Origin of the sequence: Rickettsia rhipicephali str. 3-7-female6-CWPP (genome assembly GCF_000284075.1) — a bacterium.
Classification (GTDB): domain Bacteria; phylum Pseudomonadota; class Alphaproteobacteria; order Rickettsiales; family Rickettsiaceae; genus Rickettsia; species Rickettsia rickettsii.
The window spans coordinates 372,554-395,252 of the sequence record NC_017042.1; the positions used below are offsets into that span (position 1 = coordinate 372,554).

The window sequence follows — 22,699 nt, forward strand, 5'->3', positions numbered from 1 at the left end:
TAGAACTATATAAATTTTCAAATGAGTTTGGATTCGGATGATTCTATAAAACAGCCATTAATAGAATTAGGAGAAAAGATAGCTAAATTGATACCGCCTTTAGAGTTTTTATGTATTTTAAAAATTGAAGATATTATTGATAGTAACGCTACAGATAAGATAGCATTACTTGAGAGTGTAATAAAAGCGATGACAGAGTACAGACCACTTAAAGTTGAAGCAACAGGAGAAACAGTGGCTCATAATGATTTAGTTTAAAGGTTGAGGCTGGTATTATGTCATTCCTGTGAAAGCAGGAATGACATAATACATACCTCCTCACACTATTAACCCTTTAACTTGAGAGTTCCATAATTTTTGATATAGCTTACTATTTTTTAGTAATTCTACATGGCTACCGTCATCGATTATACTTCCCTTTTCAAAAACTAAAATTCTATCCATATTGAGTAAAGTAGATAATCTGTGGGCAATGACTATCACGGTTTTATTTTGCATTAAATAATCTATTGACTCTTGAATCAGACTTTCCGTCTTGCTATCTAAGCTACTTGTTGCTTCATCGAGAATTAAAATAGGAGCATTTTTTAAGATGGCTCTTGCTATGATAATTTTTTGACGCTGACCGCCTGATAAGTTATTCCCCCGTTCACCGCACATAGTATCGTAACCGTCCGGTAGATTATCGATAACATCATGAATATGTGCAGCTTTTGCTGCTTCTATAACCTCCTCAAGAGTAGCTTCTTTTTTTCCGTATCTGATATTGTCCAAAATGGTACGATGAAAAAGCACCGGTTCTTGAGGTATAAGGCTAATGGCTTTTCTTAAAGAATCTTGAGTTACGTTTTTAATATTTTGATTATCTATTAAAATCATTCCTTCTTCTATATCATGTAACCTAGTGAGTAAACTAATAAAAGTGGTTTTCCCTGAACCTGAAAATCCAACTAGTCCTACTTTTTGTTTACTCGGTATTAATACCGATTTATTATAAAATAGATTGTTATTATGATGATAATTAAATGTAACATTTCTAAATTCAATAACCCCTTCTTTGATATCTAATGGAGTAGCGTTTTCAATATCAGTTATAATATGCGGTGCCATTAAAGATAAGCCTTGATTAAATGCCCCGACCTGCTCGAACATATCACCGATTTCTTGCGTTAAATCCCAAATATCGTCTGCTACATTTATACATAATGTTAGCACTAATACGCAATCACCTATGCTTATAGATAATTCGCTACGAATTTTAGATAAATAATAAATCATTATAAAAATCATTATTGAACAAGAAGTCCCAAGAGCATAACGCAATTTGAACATAAAGAATTGCATAGTCTGCTCATCGGCTACGGCATTTTCTACTCTTGTTTCTAGATATTGACGTTCAAATTTATGGGCTGTAAACATTCTAACCGCATTAATGTTGCTAATTGCATCTACAATACTACCGGCAACAAAAGATTGGCTTCTAGCATAATTTAATGAGTATTTATTGATTTTATCCGAGAAAAGAACACTAAGTCCTAAAAAAAACGTAATCCATAAAATAAATATCGTAGCAAAAACGTAATGTACCGAATATAAAGCAATTAATGCAAATACAATAATAGCGAGTTTACGAAGAATTTTTTCACCGAATATTGAAATAATCATCTCAAACGATCTTGCAGTTTCGGTAATACGATTGCTAATATGTCCTACTAGATTATCCTGAAAGAATTTATGGCTATGATATTGGGTATAATTATAAAGTTCATTTAGTATTTTCCCTTTTATTACAGGCATAGTCTTGATATACAAATAATCATATGAACGGTATGCTATATTAATACTCTCCCACCAAAGAGCATAAAATACTGCCCAGTAAATCATGGAAGATAAAAGATTATTAGCGTTCTCATCGCTGAAAGATTCTATTAAATCAATGATTTTCTGAAGTAATATACTATCAATCGCCGGAATCATACCAAGTAAAATACAAATTACAGTCAATAAAGTCATTTTAACTTTATCGAATTTTAAAAAATAAATACCTAAGCTAAATGTTGATTTAGATAAAGTAGGGTATTTTATCACGATAATGTACCTCGATTTTAAAATAATATATTAATTCGTGTTATTTTGGAGCATATTTTAATTTAATTATTTTGCAAAAATATACCTAAAAATATTAAATCTGTGGAAAATAATAAACAAGCCTTGCTTCTTACCTTAAATAATGCTACAAAGTTCAGAAAATAACTTCAACATCATTAGAAATGCAAGAAAAAGAATTATCTAATAATTTTTTAGAAGAACAAGAAAAGTCTACGGAAGACGATTCTCCGTTCTTTGATGTAAAATATATTTGTCAAGCAAGTTTATTAATTACGGATTCTATCCGAAAAGGGTATGATGTAACGCAATTGCCCAATGGTGATATTAATGTTACAGAAGTAAGAATAGTAAATGTTCATTATAATTGGAACTCCGAAAAAGGGAAATTTGTTAAAACTAATCAGATAGAATTTAATAATAGCAAAGGTGGATGATTAAATCAAATACTGTATACTTGTTTAATTTGAAAAATTGGCTACGTCGTCCTATAAGTACTGTGGTACTCACGTATTAAGTATACGTTATTACATTGGGAGTATATTGTTATTGTCACAAAGCTTATTATCTTAAAACAGCAGCTTAAATATGGAATTTGATCAAGTATTATTATCAAGGATTCAATTTGCTTTTACCATAAGTTTTCATATAATATTCCCTGCTTTTACTATAGGGCTTGCAAGCTTTTTAGCGGTAATTGAAGGGTTATGGTTAAAAACAAAAAAGCCGGTTTATCAAGAAATATACAAATTTTGGGTGAAGATTTTTGCCGTTACTTTCGGTATGGGAGTAGTTTCGGGCGTTGTAATGTCTTATCAATTCGGTACTAACTGGTCGAATTTTTCAGATAAGGTTGGGAATGTCCTCGGTCCGCTTCTCGGTTTTGAAGTATTTACTGCCTTTTTCCTCGAATCTTCTTTTTTAGGTATAATGTTATTCGGCTTTAATAAAGTCAGTAAAAAAGTACATTTTATTTCTACGTTAATAGTTGCCGTTGGTACTGTGATCTCAGCTTTTTGGATACTTGCAGCTAGTAGCTGGATGCATACGCCTGCTGGTTTTGAACTGCGAGGCGAAGGATTCTTTTATCCTTTAAATTGGCTAGAAATTATCTTTAACTCTTCTTTCCCATATCGCTTTTTCCATATGATTACGGCGGCTTATTTAACTACTTCTTTTGTTATCGGTGGTGTAGCTAGCTTTTATTTACTAAATAATCGTTATAAAGAGCATGCTAAAATTATGCTTTTTATGGCGGTGTTAATGGCGTTAATCGTTGCACCTATTCAAATAGTTATTGGTGATCTGCATGGTTTAAATACTCTTAAATATCAGCCGGTCAAGGTCTCGGCTATGGAAGGTATTTGGAATACAGCAAAAGGAGCAGCTTTTAATCTTATCGGCTTTCCTGACGGGGAAGAAGAAAAAACAAAATATGCTGTAGAAATACCTTATGCTAGTAGTTTAATCTTAACGCATAGCTTAGACGGTGAAGTGAAAGGATTAAAAGAATGGACAAAAGAAGAGCGTCCGCCGGTTGCAGTAGTATTTTTTAGCTTTCGTATTATGGTAGGAATCGGTTGCTTAATGGTATTTACAGGTATTGCGGGGTTATATCTTTACTTGAAGAAAAGATTATATACTACGCATTGGTTTCAATATTGGTATATATTAATGTCACCTTCAGGTTTTATTGCAGTACTTGCCGGTTGGTTCGTAACCGAGGTAGGTAGACAACCTTATATAGTATATAATATTTTAAAAACCGTGGATATGGTATCACCGGTACTCGGCAAATATGTATTTATTTCTCTAATTGCTTTTATAGTAGTGTATGTGCTCATTTTCGGAGCGGGTATATATTATATAATGCATTTGATAAAGAAAGGTATAGAAGCGATAGATAATAAAGAAATGTACGGAGAGAGTGGTTTGAATAACCCATTATTAGAAAAGTAATAAGCTTATGTTAAATTTTGCACCTTATATAGATTTACCGCTTGTTTGGGGTGTTCTTATAGCTACCGCTATTTGTTTATATGTTTTATTAGACGGTTTTGATTTAGGAGTAGGAATCTTATTTCCGTTTGCACCTACCGATGATTGCCGTCATAAAATGATCAATTCTATTGCTCCTTTTTGGGACGGTAACGAAACTTGGTTAGTACTTGGCGGCGGTGGTTTATTTGCGGCTTTCCCGTTGGCATATTCGCTATTAATGCCGGCTTTATATATTCCTATTATATTGATGTTACTCGGTCTAATATTTCGTGGTGTGGCTTTTGAATTCCGTTTTAAGGCTCATATAGGTCATCGTTATATTTGGGACTACGCTTTTCATTTCGGTTCTATGCTTGCTGTTTTTTGTCAAGGTTTAATGCTTGGTACGTTTGTCCAAGGAATAGAGATAGAAGGACGAGAATTTGCAGGAGGAAGCTTTGATTTTCTTACTCCCTTTTCCGTTATGACGGGGATAGCATTAATATTTGGTTATGCACTCCTGGGTGCTACTTGGCTTATTCTGAAAACAGAAAAGACAACACAAGATTGGGCTTATAAATCTGCTTTATATATTTTATTTTACGTTGCACTTTTTATGGGGCTTGTAAGCTTATGGGTTCCTTTCTTAAATAACCACATACATCATCGTTGGTTTAGTGTACCTAATATTTGCTATTTATCTATTGTACCTATTGTAACTGCTTTAATATTTAGCAAGTTAATTAAAGCTGTTAAGCAGAAAAAAGAAGTAAAGCCGTTTATTTATGCGATCTTGTTATTTTTATTAGGATATTTAGGGCTCGCGATAAGCATATGGCCATATATCGTTCCTTATAAAGTTACGTTTGAAACTGCAGCAGCAGCACCGGAGTCACAGTCTTTACTGTTGATAGGGGCTGGGATATTCCTACCTGTCATACTTGGCTACACATTCTATTGTTATTATATATTCCGTGGCAAATCATCTCATCATCCAATATATTAAAAAATTTAAAAAAATAACCTCTTGTCTCAAAGGGTGGCAATGGTTTATTATCTTATGGCTTAGCGGATTATTATCCACATTACTTTTAACTTATGTAGTTAAGCTGGTGTTTAGGGTGATAGTAGGAATATAACATTGACAAAACGTACTGTTTATAGTACGTTGTTAATATTAAGTCTCACTAACTATAAGGAAAAAATAATGGAAATATATAATACAAGCGAAGCAAGAAGTAAGCTTTATAAACTTATAGATTATGTTTCTGATGTACACAAACCTGTTTATATTAAAGGTAAAAGAAATAATGTAGTTATAATTTCAGAAGAAGATTATCGTAATATGGAAGAAACTTTATATTTATTATCTATTCCAAATATGCATAAGTCTATAATTGAAGGACGAGCAGAGCCTATAGAAAAGTGTAGCGATAAATTAAATTGGTAATTTTTTATAAATGTATATAATTCGTTATACTACACAAGCACAAAAAGATGCTAAGAAAATAGTGCAAGCCGGTTTAAAGAATAAAGTAGAAGTTTTATTAAACATAGTTAGTACTGATCCTTGGAAAATGTACCCTCCATATGAAAAGCTCGTTGGTGACTTTAGCGGTTGCTATTCAAGAAGAATTAATATTCAACATAGGTTGGTTTATGAAGTTTATAAACAAGAAAAAGTTGTAAAAATTCTTAGAATGTATACGCATTATGAATAAGTCGTTAACTGAAAAAATCTCAGCATTTATTATTACCAAAAATGAATCCGCAAGGGTAGCACGAGCTATAAATAGCGTAAAAAATATTACTGATGAGGTGATAGTGGTCGATAGCGAAAGTACTGATGATACGGTAGCAATAGCTGAAAAATTAGGAGCAAAGGTAGTAATAAAACCGTGGCTTGGTTATGTAGGACAGAAATCTTTTGCCGAAAGCCTTTGCGTAAATGATTGGGTTCTTAATATTGATGCTGATGAGGAGTTGTCTAAAGAGTTACAAGACGAAATAGAGTATATTTTTGCCTCTCATAATCAAGATCGTTATTTAGCTTATCAAATAAAGCTGTTAATAATGCATCGTAATGACCAAAAGCCACGAATGTTTGCTCCATTTAATAAATGTACTCGGTTGTATAATAAAAAATTTGCAAGCTTTGCAAATACCGTAAATAGTACTACTCATGATTCGGTAATATTTAATAAAGATGTTGATTTTGCAGGTAAAATTTATCTATTAAATGAAGCTGCTTATCATTATTCGGGTACTTCAATTGAGCAGTTGGTCACTAAAGCAAATTTTTATTCTAGCGAGCAAGTAAAAGATTTAGTTAAGCAAGGAAAAAAGCTTTCAAATTTTCGTTTAACAACTGAAATGATATGGTGGTTTTTTAAAGCGTTTTTTATCAGACGCTATTTTGTATTTGGTTTTGACGGTTTTGTAGATTCAATAATTTTTGCTGTTGCAAGATTTCTAAGGCTTGCGAAGTTAAGAGAGTCATCGCTTAAATCAAAAAACGTCATTGCGAGCGACTATAAGAAGCGTGGCAATCTCATGAAGTAATATAAAATTCCTGAGATTGCCGCGTCGATGCTATGCATCTCCGCGCAATGACGATTTAGAAAATAAAAGATACATTATGAAAGAAAATTTTAATGTTAGTAAATTAAAAAACGGTTTGACAATTTTAACATATAATATGCCTTATGTTAACTCGGTAGCAATAAATTTAATTGCTAAAGTTGGAGCACGTTATGAGAATGCAGAAGAGGAAGGCATATCTCACTTTCTTGAGCATATGGCTTTTAAAGGTACAAAAACTAGAACGGCAAAACAGATAGCGGAAGAGTTTGACTCTATAGGCGGACATTTTAATGCCTATACCGGTCATGAGAATACGGTATATTATGCACGAGTCTTGTCTGAAAATTGTGATAAAGCACTTAATATACTTGCCGATATAATTCAAAATTCTATTTTTGCTGATGAGGAAATAGCTAAGGAATATCAGGTGATCATGCAGGAAATTGCTCATCATCAGGATAATCCAGATGACCTAGTATATGAGAAATTTTATAATAAAGTTTATAGAGAACAACCATTGGGTAAGTCAATCTTAGGTACTGCTAAAACCCTTGCAACTTTTACGAAAGAACATTTTTTTAATTTTATAGATAAACATTATAATGCTGAAAATCTCTATTTATCAATTGCCGGTAATATTGATCATGATAAAATAGTAATTATAGCGGAACAGTTATTTTCTTCTTTGAAGCAAGGAGTCAAAAGTAGCTTTATTCCGGCAAAATATATAGGCGGAAACGGCTTTATTAATAAGGAGTTAGAGCAAACTAGTTTAGTGCTAGGGTTTGAAGGTACATCATATATTAATTTAGAAAAGCTTTACCAAACCCATCTACTTTCTATAATATTCGGTGGCGGTATGTCATCGCGTTTATTTCAAAGTATTCGTGAGAAATTAGGTTTAGCATATGCAGTAGGTAGTTATAATAGTGCTTATTTTGATAGTGGAGTGTTTATAATTTATGCATCCACTGCACATGATAAATTAGAATTATTATATAGAGAGATTAAAAACGCAATAATAAAAATGACTGAACAAGTAAGCACAGAAGAGATTCTTAGAGCTAAAACACAACTGCGTAGTAATGTACAAATGGCTCAAGAGAAAAATACCTATAAGTCAGAAGAAATAGGTAAAAATTATTCTGTTTTCGGTAAATATATTTCTCCTGAAGAGATTATGGAAATTATCATGAGCATAAAAGCTGATGATATTATTAATACGGCAAATAAAATATTTAGTGGTACTACTACGTTGGCAATTATCGGTCCGAATGATCTTCAAGGATTTTAATGATATGCTTGTGTGGATACCAGAGTCGTCATTGCGAGCGGCCGTAGGCTGCGTGGCAATCTCATGAAATAATAACACGCTCCTGAGATTGCTTAGTCAATTACTTCGTAATTTTCTCGCAATGACGAGGAAAATGAATTTTGAGACAAATAAATGAAAAAAAAATTATATGAAGGTTCAAGTAAAATTTTATATTCTGCCGAAGAAGATTTTTTACTTATAATGGCTTTTTCCGATAAGGCTATTTTAGAAACCGGTGAGACTGTTGATATATCAGGTAAAGGAGTACTTAATAATAATATTTCTTCCTTTCTAATGGATAAACTGGAAATGATCGGCATTGAAAATCATTTTATCGAAAAAATAAATATGAGGGAGCAATTAATTCAATATGTCGAAGTTTTCCCGATACAAGTAATAATATCATCAGTAGCGTGCAGTAGATTTGTAAAAGAATTCGGAATGGATGAAGGGTATGTATTTGATAAACCTATCATTGATTTTAAGGTCCGAAGTCGTGAATTTAAATATCCGATAGTTAATGAGTATCAAATATTAAATTTCGGTTGGTTAACTAGGGATGAAATTAAAGCGGTAAAAGAGCAGGCTTTGCGTATATATGATTTTCTAAGCGGCTTATTTATTGGTGTCGGGATTCGGCTTGTTGAGTGTAAATTAGAATTTGGGCGTGTGTTTAACGGTGAAGAATCTATCATTATGTTAACTGATGAAATTAGTCCGGATAATTGTAGATTATGGCATATTAACAGTAATGAAAAATTGGGATTTGAATTGCTCGAAAAAGAACCAAATAAGGTTTTTGAATCATATCAGCTAATAGCTGATCGTTTAAAAGAAAAATAAATATATTTTTTAAGCGATATATGCTATTTTGGACTGTTTAAGGTTTTATTACAAAGTTCGGTTTTTCGTCATTGCGAGGAAAATTACAAAGTAATTGACGAAGCAATCTCAGGATATTTGACAAGATTGCCACGCAGCCTACGGCTGCTCGCAATGACGATTAGGTGTCTACTCAGGAACAACATTTCTGATTTTTAATAATTTTTTACAGTCAAAAAGATGAAAATACAATTTATTATAATAAGCTTTATAGTTCTAATCCTATTAGGGTGGGGATATGCTGCCTATAAATTTGAACATCAAAGTAAAGAAAATATTATCTCTATTCTTGATAAATATGAAGAATATATAACTTATGATGCAATAAAAGTTAATCAATATGGATTTAGTATTACTTTAAATAAAGTAATGTTAAAACCTATAGATTTTTATTTTGATGAAATAGTTATTAGACATATACCGTTTTTGAATATTACAAAAATTGATTCTTACGGAAATAATGTAAAAATTACTACCGCTCAAGATGAAAAAAATATTTTTTACTCACCTGATCATCATACAACAATTTGGTTTAGAAAATCTTTGTTTAATAGAGAGCCTGATTATTGGAAATTAAGCTTGAGTGACAATAAATCAACTCTTTATAGTTCTCTAGATGCAGAAAAATTAGCAGAGAGTGATATTAGTAATTCTGTAATTACTAATACTAAGACATCGGATAACCTTAATTTGTTAATTTTGGATGGAAAAAATACTGTTTCTTTTATTTCTGAAAATTACAGAAGAAATTTATATGATAAAATTTTTGAATTTTTGAGAGATAAAATAGCTAATAACTCTGATACTGCTTTCTTTGAGTATGGTTTGACAAAGTTAGATATATTGAATTTACCTATTTCTTACAATTCTAAATTAAAACTAAAATATAGTGATGAGTTAGTAGCTCTTGGGAAATTATTAATTCAAAATTTTTCTCTAGATCAAAAGCAAGATGAGAATATGCATGCTGTTATTTTTATGCAGATGTTAGGAGAATTAGTAAAAGGTAAGCCGTTTTTATTTGCTTGTGATATTGAAAGAAAAGGAAAAGTAGAAAGTAATTTATATAAATTAAATATAGAAAAAGATAAAATTTTTGCTTTTGCTTTAAATATTAAATCTACTATAGAACCTTCTGAAACATACCAAAAAACGGCAGCTGAAGCTTTAGGAAGCTACTTTAGTAATGGTTTAAACAAAAGAGCTGAGTTAGATAAAATTTTTAAACTAACTAGTCCTATTACTCAAGAAGATGGGGAAAGAGTAATGGGTGTTTTTGCAAAAATAAATAATTCCGAATTTAATTTAAAAGGTGAGTTTGATACTGAAGCAAAAAAATTATCCGGTAAAACTAATCTTGTAATGGATGATTTTAATTTTGCTATTGATATTGATATGCCTACTATAGATAATCCTCTGAATCTAGAAAGCGTAATAAAATTATCGGATCCGAGTGCGGTTATAAATAATTTTGTGCATTATACTAATAATGCTATTGTACCGGTGCTTAATAAAATAGAAGATTCTAAGGAATTTGCTTTAAATCTAGGAAAACAATCTTCAGTAATAAAGCAATACGGTTTTAGGGCAATAGAAGTTTTTAGTAAAAATTCTGAATTAAAAGACGGTGAATCTTTAGTAGTTGATGTAAAAAATAAAGACGCCGGACTAACCTTTAACGATAAAGCTATTGATCAGATCCTTAGTGATGCAAGAGTATTAGAATTTATGAATGCCATGGCTATGATAGATCAAGAAAGAAAGTAGTCTTCTAAGTGTCATTCCTGCTTTTGCAGGAATGACATAAGAGCTACGAGATAAGGTCTACAAGTAAAAAATTTGAAGAAAAAATAAGTTATAAAAGAATGATTAATATTTCCTTTCCCGATGGGAGTATAAAACAATTTGCAAAAAACATTACCGCCTATGAAGTAGCAAATGCAATTTCAATGTCACTTGCTAAAGCAGCAATGGTTGCTGAAATAAACGGTGAGCTTCAAGACTTAAGTATCGTAATTGAAAATGATTGCAAGCTTCGTATTTTAACTGCGAAAGATCCTGAATGTCTCGAGATAATAAGGCACGATGCGGCACATTTAACAGCAGAAGCAGTAAAGGAACTATTCCCTGAAACTCAGGTAACAATTGGTCCTGCAATTGAAAACGGTTATTATTACGATTTTGCTCGTGATAAACCTTGGACCACTGATGATTTAGCCGTTATAGAAGCTAAAATGCAAGAACTTTCACAAAAGAACGAGAAAGTAACAAGAGAGCTATGGGATAGGGATAAAGCCGTAGAGTTTTTTAAATCGATAGGAGAGCATTATAAAGCCGAAATTATTGCTTCAATTCCGGCAGGTGAGCCAATTACTTTATACAGGCAAGGTAATTTTATTGATCTATGCCGAGGTCCGCATGCTCCTTCTACAGGGGTTGTTAAGCATTTTAAGTTGATGAAAGTTGCAGGAGCGTATTGGCGAGGTGATAGTCGTAATGAGATGTTACAGCGTATATACGGTACTGCTTGGGCCACGAAGGAGCAGCTAGATAGTTACCTCTTGATGCTTGAAGAAGCCGAAAAGCGTGATCATAGAAAGCTTGGGCGTGAGCTTGATTTATTCCACTTCCAAGAAGAAGCTCAAGGAATGGTATTTTGGCATGATAAAGGCTGGAGTATATATAATACCATTGAGCAGTATATTAGGAAAAAGATTCGTAAAAACGGTTATACCGAAGTTAAGACTCCTGTTTTGGTCGATAAAAGCCTTTGGGAGGTTTCAGGACATTGGGCAAAGTTTCGTGATGATATGTTTGTGTTAGAAACAGACGACAAGACATTAGCTTTGAAGCCGATGAACTGCCCTTGCCACGTGCAGATTTTCAAACAAGGTATCAAGAGTTATCGTGATTTACCTCTTCGTATGTCGGAGTTTGGTTTGTGCCATCGTAATGAGGCGTCCGGTGCGTTGCACGGTTTAATGAGAGTGCGGAGTTTAGTGCAAGACGATGCACATATATTTTGTGCTGAGGAACAAATTACCGATGAAACGGTTAGTTTTTGTAAATTACTGACTGAAGTTTATAAGGATTTTGGCTTTACTGATATAAAGGTAAAATTCTCTGATCGTCCTGAAATCAGAGCAGGGAGCGATGAAGTTTGGGATAAGGCTGAGAATGCTTTAAAAGAAGCAGTAGAACAAGCAGGGTTTACTTATACACTAAACCCAGGCGAGGGGGCATTTTACGGTCCGAAGCTTGAGTTTGTATTAACCGATGCGATAGGGCGGCAATGGCAATGCGGTACGCTTCAGATGGATTTTGTTTTGCCGGAGCGGTTAGACGCTAGCTATGTTGCAGCAAGCGGAGAGAAAAAAAGACCCGTAATGCTACATAGAGCGATCCTTGGCTCACTTGAGCGTTTTATTGGTATATTGATCGAAGAATATGCAGGTAGGTTTCCGCTTTGGCTTGCACCAGTGCAGGTTGCTATTGCAACTATTACCAGCGATTTGAACGATTACGCTTTGGAAGTGCAGAAAGCTTTAATTGATAACGGGGTAAGAACGGGTTTTAATATCTCACCTGATAAAATTAACTATAAGATTCGTGAGTTTTCTAATCAAAAAATACCGATGATTGCAGTAATCGGTAAACAAGAGCAAGAAAATAAACAAGTAGCGATTAGAAGGCTCGGAACTACTGACCAAGAAGTATTATCGGTTGAGCAGTTAATAGCTGTGGTTAAAGAAGAGAATGAGAAATATTTGTAGATTTTAAATCTAAAGGATGATATAAGATAATAATACGTATCATAGGGATATGATATCCCAATTAGGAAAAATCCTAAGGAGATTATGTGAGAACTATTACTATTATTAATATAGCTATACTATATAGCTGATTCGCAAATTAAAATTCTAGATAAACTATCCAAGAAAAAAATATCAAGAGATAAAATTATTGGGCAAGCTTTAACTAGTTACATTGCTAGTAATGACCACAATAATAAGGCATTTTGCTTTTGGACTCTGGAAAGATAAAAATCTAGATAGTTTAGAATATCAGGCCAAATTACGTAATGAGTGGAACGAATGAAAGCTACCTTTGATATTAATATATTAATAGATTATCTACAATAATGTCATTCCGTTGATCGCACATGGGTGACAACTTAAGGATCAATGTCATTCCCGCGAAGGCGGGAATCCAGGGTAAAGCGAGATAAATCGAGCTTTCCAAAAAAATCTTTTAGACCAAGATTTTTTTATAAATTTTACTTTTCAAATAAAGCTTTAAGGTACTGGACTCCCGCTTTTGCGGGAATGACATAAGAGTCATGCAACAAGGGCACGCAGGTATGATATAAAACGGGCCTATGTAATAAGGCCGCTTTTATCTAAGAATAACATACATTTCTCAACTTATGAAAATCAAAACTTATCCTGTTTCTTTTTTATGGTCTTTTATAAAGCCGTATAAATATTGGTATTTTGTTATGATGCTTGGGCCTATTGCAAGCGGCTTTCATCCTATTATATTATAATTATGCCGTAGAACTTTTGCTTGATTTATTTACCCAAAATGAAAAGATTATATTTGCTCAAAGTTATAAACCGATAATATGGTTTGTAGCAGCACAAGCTATACTTGATGGTGCTTGGCGTGCTCATAACTTTGCACAACTTAAAGCAATGCCTCATATCTTTCAAGGCATGATGAATAAAATATGTAATCACTTTTTTAATTTGCCGTATACTTATTTTCAAAATAACCTTTCCGGTTCTATCGTCGGAAGAGTACGGGGCATAGGTGATAATTATTATAAAATGCACCAAGCAATCGAGTATCAATTAAGCAAACCGTTATTAATTACCCTGCTTTCCGGTATTGCACTGGGTCTTACTAATATTAAAGTATTTGTTGTCATTATTAGTACCTTTATGGCTATTGACTTACCGCTTGCTTTACAGTTTTTTACTAAACTTGCTAAAGTGGAACACGATAAAAGATAAGCAAGATTTTTGGTATAGTAGCTGATTGTATTACAAACATCTTTACTATTTTTTCGTTTGCAGCAAAGCAGTGAGAATTAAATAAAGTAAATGATTATTACCATAATGTACATAATCCTCTAACAATAAAATATTACAAATATGATTTAATTATTTACGCGAGTTTCGTATTAATAAAGGCGTTGTATAGCTGATAATCACTAGGTTACGAGTGTATTAATAATACTGTTTTTGTTATAAAATTAGTGAGAAAACACACGTTTTGAATTAAGGTTTGAATTAAGGTAGTGTCTTTACAGTATTAGAAAAAAGTTTATAGGTTATTGAAAAATAATATAAAGAGCAATAACCTATGATATGAGCATAGATTTTATAGAAATATTTTGCTACGTCGATTTGCAAGAATTAGATAAGCATACAAATTCAATTACTCAAAATAACAACAAATCTGGTCCAAAAAGTAGACTGCATAGAAGTGAGGTAATAACGATTATAATAGGTTACTGACAGTCATCTTATGATTGTTTTAAAAACTATTATCTGAAACAGATATGGATTCATCATCAAAGAGATTTTCAGTTAGTAAGCTTATAGCCAATTTATAAAAATAATAGGTCCACATTTACCACTATTAGTATTAATATTAAATTCTATTTTGGATCAGTGTGACGGACTATCTATTTGTAGATTCAAGTAGTATAGAGGTATGCAAGAAATATCGTATTTCAATGCATAAAGTGTTTGCTAGTATAGCAGCACGTGGTGCAACAACAAAAGGTTGGTTCTATGGACTCAAACTACATTTAATAATTAATAGAGCTGGTGGTATAAGTTAAAGCATCTTTTAGTCCTGGTAATAAGGATGATAGAAAACAGCTAGAATTGATGATAAAAAATCTTTTTGGTAAAATATTTGGAGATCGTGATTATATTTCACAAAAATTATTTCAACAACTTTTAGAGCAAGGAGTTTTTATAGTAACTAGAGTAAAGAAAAATATGAAAAATAAGCTTATGTCTATGTTGGATAAAATATTATTGCTTAAAAGATCATTGATAGAATCTGTTTTTAGCAAAATTAAACTATTGAGTAAGTTTGAGCATTCAAAGCATAGATCAGTTACAAATGCCTTTGTTCATATGGTTGCAGCACTGATAAATTATCAAATGTCTGATAATAAACCTTCTATTACATCTCTCTTGCTAGTCTAAATTCTATGCTCTGTTAATTCGAAACTCGCGTTAATTGTATAATATTCAGTTTAGTATATTGGGTATATTTAACAGGTGTATTTTTGTATGTAATTCATTTACGTAATCTTGGTGAAATTAGTATCGGCGATATTGCTTTTATTATGTCCCTTACTTTTTTAGTTACTGAAAATTCGTGGCATGCCACTATGGAACTTAAAGACTTTTTAGAAGATATAGTAGCGTTTCGCTCCGCCTTTACAATCATGCAAATCCCACATATAGATAAAGAAAATGCTGCTGAATTAAAAATCTTCAAAGGGGAGATTATATTTAAGGATATATCGTTTGCTTATAAAGAGGGGAGTAGTGTATTCCAGTCTCTTAATTTGCATATTAAAGCCGGTGAGAAAGTGGGTATTGTCGGGCATTCAGGTAGCGGTAAATCCACTTTAACTGCATTATTATTGAAAAATTTTAAAGCCGGAATTGGCGATATTATAATTGATAACCAAAGCCTTTACGATACTTCCTCTGACAGCCTGTGGGAGCAGATATCATTAATTCCTCAAGGTATTATGCTTTTTCATCGCTCAGTAGGTAAGAATATCGGATATGCAAAAGAGAATGCTTTGCCTTGGGAAATAGAAAATGCCGCCAAAGCTGCAAATATCCATGAATTTATCGAAAGTTTACCGGAAAAATATAACACCATTATCGGTGAGAGAGGAGTAAAGCTAAGTGGCGGACAGAGGCAACGTATAGCATGCCCGTGCTATTCTTAACAACGCTCCGATTTTGGTTTTAGATGAAGCAACTTCACGCCTTGATAGCCATACAGAGCAAAAAAATCTATTAATACCATGCTTGATATTGAGAATGTAACGCTAATTGCTATAGCCTACAGATTATCTACTATCAAGCATATGGATAGAATTATTGTTATGAATAAAGGCAAGATCGTAGAAGACGGCACTTTTAAGGAACTCTGGGAGCATCAAGTTAACGGATTTGTTTAAACCGGCGTTATTAAGAATATGTAAGGTATCTCTAGGCAACAAAAAGCTAACTATGAAGTTTCATAACCTAATAAAAGGCATTTATTACATTTATAATCAAATATTTCATGAAATGTTGTTTTGAATTGCCAATCTTTTTTACAAGATGGACAATTTGAATAATTAGAACGTGCATAGGAGTTTCCTGATACCGGTTCTGCTATAGGATAAAAAACTTTCTGTTTTAAACATTTTTGTATTCGCTTACTAATTTTTCTTCCTTTTATAGAAATATCACTATCTAATTCTGCTAATTGTTTTTCCATTAAAGGTTCTAATGTTTATAGCTTGAAAGCCATAAGCTGTAAGCCGCCACATAATCATTTTGCCAAGAAGTAATTGTGCCTCCGAGATATCGGTCTTTATCATTTATTATATATAAAGGTAGATATCTCCCCTCATCTGTACGTAATACAAGCTGCTTTTCATAAGCTTTTGACCATGAAATAGGATATAAATAGAGAAATTTTGCATTTTCAATATTTTTTTCGATATCAATAGGTGTTTCACTAACATAGTCTTAGTCTGCTGTTATTTTATAACTAATTATTACGCCCAATTGCTCTTCTAATTCATCTTTATCTTTCAATGCATGATAGCTTAAATGTGAAGCATGCAAAGCATCTTTATTAGGAATTACTGTATAAAAAACCAATTTATTTTTGTAGGACTAAAAAATTCTCCATTATTTAATATATTACCGTTTTGGTATAAAGAACCGATAAAACTACAAAGTAAATGCCAAGCCTTTCCGTAATCCTTTTAATAAGAATTGCTTACTTTTATTAAACGATATAGTAACAAGATATATATATTAGACATAGTTTAAATAAAATTTACCTATTTAGCTAAGAATGCTGCCTTTTATAATCTAACTTAATTGGAGTTTATTCCTAAAAAAGCTTACTATTTAGGAATAAACTCCTAAATAGTTATATTAGTATATAAGTAAAGGATAAAAAACATAATTGATTTTAAACATGCTTTAAAGAAAAGTATAAAATACTACTTTTCAAAGAAAAGAGTTATACCCCTAAGGCTTTTTTTTCTTTAGATTGTTCTTGTTCAACTGCTTGAGTATGAGACTTAACTTGAGGGATTGCAAGATCGACTACATGTTCATATCTAACGCCATTTTCAAATAAAACTTGACCGCATTTATTCACTTGAATAACATCTTCTTTAGAGAATTTATTTAAAATAACTTCCGTGATGTTATAAAGGAATTTCCAAGATAGTTCTATTCTTTCTTGTAATGTCAGCTTTTTATTTTCTGGTTTTTGACTATTAAGGGCAACATTTGGCGAATCATCAATATTACCTCCTTCAGCAGGTAATATATTTTTTTTACGTGCTGCTATTTTCTTATACATTAAAAATATTAATAATAATGCTAAGCAACCTATGGCAATTAAAATATGAGTATTAGAATTAGACACTATTTTGCTCTTCCTTGTTGTTGAGTTAAGTTGTGTGTTTTAGCAAGTATAGTAACCACTGCTTTACCTATATTAACTAAGTTAGATATATCAGGAGTTAGCTTTGCAATTGCTAAGATCGGAGGTGGTAATAAGTTAGTTTTTATTGTTAGACTTATAACATTTCCGAGTTCTTTACTTCCTGGTATTACTCTATTATTTTTTTTATGTCGCTTGCAATTTCCGTAGCTTTTTCTGCTGCTTTACATAAGGATTCTATCTTTTCGCCACAAGAAGCTTCCGAATTTAATACTTTTAATAATTCTGTTTTAGCTTCATTTAGATTACCAGAAATAGTATTGTTTACAGAGTTTAATTTGTCAATATTTATATCTTGTGGAATTGCACTTTCAATATTACTTTTTAGTTCTGTTATTTTTTCTTCTACTTCATCTTTGCTTTTTGGTATAGCTTTAGCAGCTTTTACAACATTCTCTAGTGAAGCTTGGTTATTAGGGTTTTTATTTGCTATTTCAATAATTTTTCGAGGCGGTTCTTTTGATATTTCTGAAATTGTGGCAACTTTTTTGGCTTTTTCATAGATGTTTTCAAGCTTCTCATGAGATTTAGCCTCTTCCCTTATTTCTTTTATATTATTATGCAATTTTGTTATTTTTGGCAATAATTTTTCAGATTCAATAAGATTATTTACTTTTTCAAGTATTCCGCTTGTTTGTATAAATATTCCAAGCATCGGTATTTGAGTCGATATAACCCCGACTAATATATTGTCTAATGATTCTATAATTTTTTTAGAAGCTCCAGGATAGAGTTTATCTAATTCTTGCTGAAATTTTAAAATTTGTTCTAAAACATTTAAACATTTTTCTACAATAACCGTCAAATAAAAAGATATCTTTTGTTTTTAACTGTTCTTGATATGCTGTCTCAAGCGCTTCAGATAAAGTAGTTATTTATAGATTCTTGGATGTCCTATTAAAAAGTTTTTCTATTTTCGCTACATCGATATTTTCAGTGTGAGATAATTCATTTAAAGAATTTTGTAAAATATAAAATAAATGATCTTCTAAATCTTTTACATTCATTTTCAAAGCTTTTGTAAAACCTTTTAATTTTATTAAAAGTCTTTGTAGTTCTTCTTGTTGTTCTTTATTTAATCCGCTGAAACTAGAAGAATCAATTATAGACATAAAATTTATTATTTTGTTATCAAATATTAATTAATCTTAAAGCTTTATAACCGTAAAATAAAATGTAAAATAGTTATCATTGCCCTTGAGATTAATTTTTGTTATATTACGTGCTAACATTGCTACAATAGATTTATATTGTTTTATTAGGATATAGGTATATTCTTGAAAGATTAAACTAATCTAACTAACATAATTATCAATTATTCAAGAAATTTATGTGTAAATTAACTACATTTATTGTTACATTATTACTAACTAGTTCGGTTGCAGCAGTTGATTTGCAGGAAGCTTTAACTGAAGGATATAAGAATAATGAGGAGCTGAAAGCTGCTAGAATTAAGTTTTTAGACTCGATTGAGCAGTTTCCGCGAGCTTTTTCGGGGTTTATGCCTAGTGCCGGATTACAGATTAATAGACAAAATAATAAGACTAAATATAATAAAAAATATGCTGATAGGCTTGGTCTTACTCCAAGGAAAACAGATAGTGATCAAGGTGCATTAACAATTCAACAGTCTCTATTTAATGGTGGTTCTAGCGTTGCGGCTCTTAAAGCTGCTCAAGCAGGATTTAGAGCCGCACGGGGTGCATATTATGCCGGTGAACAAAAAATATTATTAAATTTAATAACTGCGTATCTTGATTGTTTTGAGAGCAAAGCAAAATATGATATTTCCGAAAGTAGAGTTCGCACTAACATACAACAAGTTAACACCGTTGAGGAAAAATTAAGACTTGGAGAAGCAACGGAAGTAGATATAGCAACCGCAAGAGCGGGGCTTGCGGTAGCAGAAACGAATAAACTAGCTGCTTATGCCGATTTTCAAGGAAAAAAAGCAAATTTTATTAGAGTATTTGGAATAGAGCCGACTAATATAACTATGCCTGAGTTACCTAAAATGTTACCTGCTTCATTAGATGAGTTAACCAGAAGAGCTGCTAAGCTCAATCCTGATATTGATTCAGCAAGGCATAATGTAACTTCGGCTAAAGCTTTAGAAATGGCAGAAAAAGGGAAATTATTACCGCAAGTAAGTGTGCAACTGCAATCCGGTAGAACACACTACAATCCACAAGATGATATAAATGCTATAAATAATAGAAGCTATACTACTACTCTTTCGGTAAATATCCCTATTTATCCTGAGGGAGGAGCTCAATATTCAAGAATCAGATCGGCTAAAAATCAAACAAGAAATAGTGCAGTTCAACTTGATAGTGCGATAAAGCAGACCCAAGCAGGGGTTGTAAGCGTGTGGGAGGGATTTGAAGCAGCAAAATCTCGTATTGTTGCCGCTAATCAAGGAGTGGATGCTGCTCAAATATCATATGACGGTACTGTGCAAGAGGAAATAGTCGGATCTAAAACAATATTAGATGTTTTAACTGCCGAAGAAAAATTATACGAAGCCAAAATAACTCGTGTGGATGCGTATAAATCTTCAGTACTTGCGGCATATCAAATGAAATTGTTAACCGGCGAGCTAACGGCTCAAAGTTTAAAACTTAAAGTAAAATATTTTAGTCCTGAAGAAGAGTTTAAGACTATTAAAAAGAAAATGTTTATAGGTTTCTAACGTGAGTAAGGAAAATAAAAAGAACCAAGACATGTCGATAGAAGACATATTAAAATCGATTAAAGGAGTAATAAACGAGCGTAAAAATCCTATTAATGAAAATGATAGCGAAGATGAAGATGTATTAGAGCTAACGGAAATAGTAAATCAAGATGAAGAAGAAAAGTTAATATCAACTAAATCTGCTAAAGAGGTAGGTGATATTTTTAAAAATTTTACTGATACTATTAAAGATAAAAAGCTGGATAATAATATCTCATCTAAAAATGCACTTGAAGAATTAGTCGTTGAGATGTTAAAACCAGAACTTAAAGCTTGGCTTGATAAAAATCTACCTGTACTTGTTAAAGAGTTAGTAGAGATTGAGATAAAGAAATTGGTGCAGAATAGTAAGAGGTAGGGGAGTGAATGTCATTGCTAGCTAAAAGCGGGGGGAGGTGTATGACTCGTTTATGTCATTCCCGCGGAAGCGGGAATTCAGCAATTAAAAGGTATATACACAGTAAGTTTTTAATATTAAAAGCTCGATTTATCTCGCTTTATCCTGGATTCCTGCTTTCGCAGGAATGACATCGAACAACCTCCTGCTATCAAATAAATTATTTAATAAGGAATTATATGTTAAATAAATTATGTAAGATATTATTTTTTATAAATTTGTTATTAGTGACAGTTCAAAGTTATGCTTCACCTCCGCCCTTGCCGCCATCATTACCGGTTGTCGTAGTAGATACTAAAGATAAGGATGTTCGCTCTAGTGCCGATATTTCTTTTTTTGATAAATTTAAGCAATTTTTTAGTAAACCAAAAAAGAAAGATATACCTCCTAAACAAGCAAATGAACAAACTAAAGCAGCCCATCAAGAAGAACCAAAGCTAGCTTCCCAAGAGCCTAATGACAATGAACAAGCTGCGCCGTTTATAGATGTCGGTAATACAGCATTGCCTAGTGCTACAAGTGATAACGTTCATACAAATCCCAGTCATGAAAGTAGTGTAAATTTAGCTTCTCATGAAATGCAGGAATCTAATGAAGCCGAGGCATCTGAACCTTTTATAGATATTGGTAGTGCAGCGTTACCTAGTGTTACAAGTAATGAAATGCATGAAGAACAAGTTGCTTCTAATGAGCATAGTGATACAAATTTAGCTTCTAATATTATAACTCCTAATCCTCCGGCTCAAGCAGGAAGTTATGTAGTGCCTCCACAGCGACCGGTGCAAATATATAAACCAACCAATTTGCCGCCTGTGCATAAGCTTATTCCGCTTAATCCCCCTCCTGATGCTAATAAAGAGGAAGAAAGCGTAGCACCGATAGCACCGCCCTCTATACCTAATATGCCTGCTGTTTCTCCGCCTGTGGTTAGCCCGCCGGTAACCCAAGATACTACATCAAGTACTATGCCGACAACAGTACCTCCTGCAGTACCTAGTAATAATGTACCTGCACCTCCGGTAATGCCTACAAATCAGCCTTCTACACAGCCTATAACACCGACTAGCCCAAATACACCCGTTACTGCTCCGTCTAAAGTAGTTCCTACAACCGATTCTTCGGCGGAACTCAATAACTCGCAAGAGACATTTGTGGCTGTTTCAAAAAACCAAGATTGGAATACGCCGCTTATACCCGTTGTTGTAGTGAAGCCAAATCAACTTCAGCCTTTAGAGAAGCAAATTAATAATAATCAAACTACAAATAATCAAGAGAAATCACCTCCGGTAAGCTCTCCAAATGTCACGATTCAAAAACAAGATAATAACGTAAATAATGAAACATCGGAGTTGGTAACAAAATTTGTTAAAGATGAAACACAAATGTTACTTTTACCTGATGATGATATAGTTCTTGGTACACTAACAGAGCAGGCGACTTTAGAGCAGATGGATATGTATGCATATATAGAACTGTTCCAAAAGCAAGAAGAATGGATAGCAAGTGCCGAAAGAAGAAAAGTTGTAGAGAGTTTTATTAAATATGATAATGATATAAATAAAAAGAAAGATATTTATGCCAATCTATCTTATTGTAGTGCAGTAGAGAATGCGTTTAGAGCAGTGGATAGCAACAATCTTTTTGGGTTGCGTGCGTTACTTGACGTTTATCCTATATTGCAAGAAAAAGGTAGAAGCGGTGAGGCATTACTAACTGCCGCTATTTATAACGATAATTACTATTTAGCAAAATTTTTGGTCATACGAGGTATTAAAATTTCTACTCTAAATAATGAGTGCCAATATCCATTAGATATTGCATTAGCTCAAGGAAACGCTAACATAGCTTGTATGTTAATCAAAGCTAAGGGATATAATTGATAAGATTATTTTTATCGTCATTGCGAGCGACTGTAAGGAGC

General features: G+C 32.6%; 20 protein-coding genes and 4 pseudogenes. 20 read left to right on the forward strand and 4 right to left on the reverse strand.

Going from position 1 to position 22,699, the window contains the following annotated elements:
• The first annotated feature begins 21 nt into the window (after positions 1 to 21).
• Positions 22 to 258, forward strand: a complete 237-nt coding sequence (locus MCC_RS10020) for a hypothetical protein (protein WP_014408311.1) — start codon at positions 22 to 24, stop codon at positions 256 to 258.
• A 60-nt stretch (positions 259 to 318) separates the two neighbouring features.
• Here MCC_RS10020 and MCC_RS02015 read toward each other — a convergent pair whose 3' ends face one another.
• Complete coding sequence (locus MCC_RS02015; RefSeq protein WP_014408312.1) at positions 319 to 2,088, reverse strand: ABC transporter ATP-binding protein; 1,770 nt, start codon at positions 2,086 to 2,088, stop codon at positions 319 to 321.
• Between the two features lie 182 nt (positions 2,089 to 2,270).
• Here MCC_RS02015 and MCC_RS02020 point away from each other — a divergent pair, with 182 nt between their 5' ends.
• From MCC_RS02020 to MCC_RS10040, 15 genes and pseudogenes are all read left to right on the forward strand, one after another.
• Positions 2,271 to 2,543, forward strand: coding sequence for a DUF2671 domain-containing protein (locus MCC_RS02020; protein WP_014365351.1), 273 nt, complete (start codon positions 2,271 to 2,273; stop codon positions 2,541 to 2,543).
• Between the two features lie 151 nt (positions 2,544 to 2,694).
• Positions 2,695 to 4,065 (forward strand): cytochrome ubiquinol oxidase subunit I, encoded by a 1,371-nt coding sequence (locus MCC_RS02025; protein WP_014408313.1) that lies wholly within the window; start codon positions 2,695 to 2,697, stop codon positions 4,063 to 4,065.
• 7 nt (positions 4,066 to 4,072) lie between these two features.
• A complete protein-coding gene (cydB, locus tag MCC_RS02030) occupies positions 4,073 to 5,092 on the forward strand; it encodes a cytochrome d ubiquinol oxidase subunit II (protein ID WP_014408314.1) in 1,020 nt (339 codons plus the stop codon).
• Between the two features lie 201 nt (positions 5,093 to 5,293).
• Entirely contained in the window at positions 5,294 to 5,536 is a 243-nt protein-coding gene (locus MCC_RS02035; RefSeq protein WP_014365352.1) for a type II toxin-antitoxin system Phd/YefM family antitoxin, read from the forward strand.
• A 10-nt stretch (positions 5,537 to 5,546) separates the two neighbouring features.
• Complete coding sequence (locus MCC_RS02040) at positions 5,547 to 5,807, forward strand: Txe/YoeB family addiction module toxin (RefSeq protein WP_014408315.1); 261 nt, start codon at positions 5,547 to 5,549, stop codon at positions 5,805 to 5,807.
• A complete protein-coding gene (locus tag MCC_RS02045; protein ID WP_014408316.1) occupies positions 5,800 to 6,648 on the forward strand; it encodes a glycosyltransferase family 2 protein in 849 nt (282 codons plus the stop codon). Before MCC_RS02040 ends, MCC_RS02045 begins: the two co-directional genes overlap by 8 nt.
• Before the next feature lie 76 nt (positions 6,649 to 6,724).
• The gene (locus MCC_RS02050) at positions 6,725 to 7,963 is read left to right on the forward strand and encodes a M16 family metallopeptidase (RefSeq protein ID WP_014408317.1); all 1,239 of its coding nucleotides are present in this window, start codon (positions 6,725 to 6,727) and stop codon (positions 7,961 to 7,963) included.
• A 153-nt stretch (positions 7,964 to 8,116) separates the two neighbouring features.
• Positions 8,117 to 8,827 (forward strand): phosphoribosylaminoimidazolesuccinocarboxamide synthase, encoded by a 711-nt coding sequence (locus tag MCC_RS02055; protein ID WP_014408318.1) that lies wholly within the window; start codon positions 8,117 to 8,119, stop codon positions 8,825 to 8,827.
• A 219-nt stretch (positions 8,828 to 9,046) separates the two neighbouring features.
• Positions 9,047 to 10,633: a hypothetical protein gene (locus MCC_RS02060; RefSeq protein ID WP_014408319.1), complete on the forward strand. Its 1,587-nt coding sequence runs from the start codon at positions 9,047 to 9,049 to the stop codon at positions 10,631 to 10,633.
• Positions 10,634 to 10,731: 98 nt separating this feature from the next.
• A complete protein-coding gene (gene thrS, locus MCC_RS02065; RefSeq protein ID WP_014408320.1) occupies positions 10,732 to 12,639 on the forward strand; it encodes a threonine--tRNA ligase in 1,908 nt (635 codons plus the stop codon).
• A gap of 123 nt (positions 12,640 to 12,762) precedes the next feature.
• Positions 12,763 to 12,964 (forward strand): annotated as a pseudogene (locus MCC_RS10025) (hypothetical protein).
• A gap of 464 nt (positions 12,965 to 13,428) precedes the next feature.
• Entirely contained in the window at positions 13,429 to 13,881 is a 453-nt protein-coding gene (locus tag MCC_RS09355) for a multidrug ABC transporter ATPase (RefSeq protein WP_231288735.1), read from the forward strand.
• Between the two features lie 357 nt (positions 13,882 to 14,238).
• A pseudogene (locus MCC_RS11635) lies at positions 14,239 to 15,093 on the forward strand (IS982 family transposase).
• Positions 15,094 to 15,176: 83 nt separating this feature from the next.
• On the forward strand, positions 15,177 to 15,857 hold the full coding sequence (locus tag MCC_RS10035) for an ATP-binding cassette domain-containing protein (RefSeq protein ID WP_014408322.1): 681 nt from the start codon (positions 15,177 to 15,179) through the stop codon (positions 15,855 to 15,857).
• A gap of 78 nt (positions 15,858 to 15,935) precedes the next feature.
• On the forward strand, positions 15,936 to 16,091 hold the full coding sequence (locus tag MCC_RS10040; protein ID WP_014408323.1) for a multidrug ABC transporter permease: 156 nt from the start codon (positions 15,936 to 15,938) through the stop codon (positions 16,089 to 16,091).
• A 50-nt stretch (positions 16,092 to 16,141) separates the two neighbouring features.
• Here the strand turns inward: MCC_RS10040 and MCC_RS10045 are convergent, their stop codons facing one another.
• From MCC_RS10045 to MCC_RS11065, 3 genes and pseudogenes are all read right to left on the reverse strand, one after another.
• Positions 16,142 to 16,396 carry a DUF2310 family Zn-ribbon-containing protein gene (locus MCC_RS10045; protein WP_014408324.1) on the reverse strand — a complete coding sequence of 85 codons (255 nt, stop codon included), beginning with the start codon at positions 16,394 to 16,396 and terminating at the stop codon, positions 16,142 to 16,144.
• A gap of 759 nt (positions 16,397 to 17,155) precedes the next feature.
• Positions 17,156 to 17,569: a DUF2660 domain-containing protein gene (locus tag MCC_RS02105; RefSeq protein ID WP_014366108.1), complete on the reverse strand. Its 414-nt coding sequence runs from the start codon at positions 17,567 to 17,569 to the stop codon at positions 17,156 to 17,158.
• A pseudogene (locus MCC_RS11065) lies at positions 17,569 to 18,759 on the reverse strand (hypothetical protein). The gene MCC_RS02105 and the pseudogene MCC_RS11065 overlap by 1 nt, the downstream one beginning before the upstream one ends.
• 218 nt (positions 18,760 to 18,977) lie before the next feature.
• Between MCC_RS11065 and MCC_RS02125 the strand changes: the two are divergent.
• The 4 genes and pseudogenes from MCC_RS02125 (at position 18,978) to MCC_RS02135 (ending at position 22,658) form a co-directional block, all read left to right on the forward strand.
• Positions 18,978 to 20,339, forward strand: a complete 1,362-nt coding sequence (locus tag MCC_RS02125) for a TolC family protein (protein ID WP_014408327.1) — start codon at positions 18,978 to 18,980, stop codon at positions 20,337 to 20,339.
• A 1-nt stretch (position 20,340) separates the two neighbouring features.
• Positions 20,341 to 20,739, forward strand: coding sequence for a DUF2497 domain-containing protein (locus MCC_RS02130; protein WP_014408328.1), 399 nt, complete (start codon positions 20,341 to 20,343; stop codon positions 20,737 to 20,739).
• Positions 20,740 to 20,747: 8 nt separating this feature from the next.
• Positions 20,748 to 20,968: pseudogene (locus MCC_RS10055) on the forward strand (hypothetical protein).
• Entirely contained in the window at positions 20,958 to 22,658 is a 1,701-nt protein-coding gene (locus MCC_RS02135; protein ID WP_014408329.1) for an ankyrin repeat domain-containing protein, read from the forward strand. The pseudogene MCC_RS10055 and the gene MCC_RS02135 overlap by 11 nt, the downstream one beginning before the upstream one ends.
• Positions 22,659 to 22,699 lie beyond the last annotated feature (41 nt).

Coding starts and splice junctions, on each gene's coding strand:
- MCC_RS02050 (WP_014408317.1), top strand. CDS start 6,725: ATGAAAGAAAATTTTAATGTTAGTAAATTAAAAAACGGTTTGACAATT.
- cydB (WP_014408314.1), top strand. CDS start 4,073: ATGTTAAATTTTGCACCTTATATAGATTTACCGCTTGTTTGGGGTGTT.
- MCC_RS10020 (WP_014408311.1), top strand. CDS start 22: ATGAGTTTGGATTCGGATGATTCTATAAAACAGCCATTAATAGAATTA.
- thrS (WP_014408320.1), top strand. CDS start 10,732: ATGATTAATATTTCCTTTCCCGATGGGAGTATAAAACAATTTGCAAAA.
- MCC_RS02020 (WP_014365351.1), top strand. CDS start 2,271: ATGCAAGAAAAAGAATTATCTAATAATTTTTTAGAAGAACAAGAAAAG.
- MCC_RS10045 (WP_014408324.1), bottom strand. CDS start 16,396: ATGGAAAAACAATTAGCAGAATTAGATAGTGATATTTCTATAAAAGGA.
- MCC_RS02135 (WP_014408329.1), top strand. CDS start 20,958: ATGTTAAATAAATTATGTAAGATATTATTTTTTATAAATTTGTTATTA.
- MCC_RS02125 (WP_014408327.1), top strand. CDS start 18,978: ATGTGTAAATTAACTACATTTATTGTTACATTATTACTAACTAGTTCG.
- MCC_RS02040 (WP_014408315.1), top strand. CDS start 5,547: ATGTATATAATTCGTTATACTACACAAGCACAAAAAGATGCTAAGAAA.
- MCC_RS02055 (WP_014408318.1), top strand. CDS start 8,117: ATGAAAAAAAAATTATATGAAGGTTCAAGTAAAATTTTATATTCTGCC.
- MCC_RS02025 (WP_014408313.1), top strand. CDS start 2,695: ATGGAATTTGATCAAGTATTATTATCAAGGATTCAATTTGCTTTTACC.
- MCC_RS02035 (WP_014365352.1), top strand. CDS start 5,294: ATGGAAATATATAATACAAGCGAAGCAAGAAGTAAGCTTTATAAACTT.
- MCC_RS10040 (WP_014408323.1), top strand. CDS start 15,936: ATGCTTGATATTGAGAATGTAACGCTAATTGCTATAGCCTACAGATTA.
- MCC_RS02045 (WP_014408316.1), top strand. CDS start 5,800: ATGAATAAGTCGTTAACTGAAAAAATCTCAGCATTTATTATTACCAAA.
- MCC_RS02060 (WP_014408319.1), top strand. CDS start 9,047: ATGAAAATACAATTTATTATAATAAGCTTTATAGTTCTAATCCTATTA.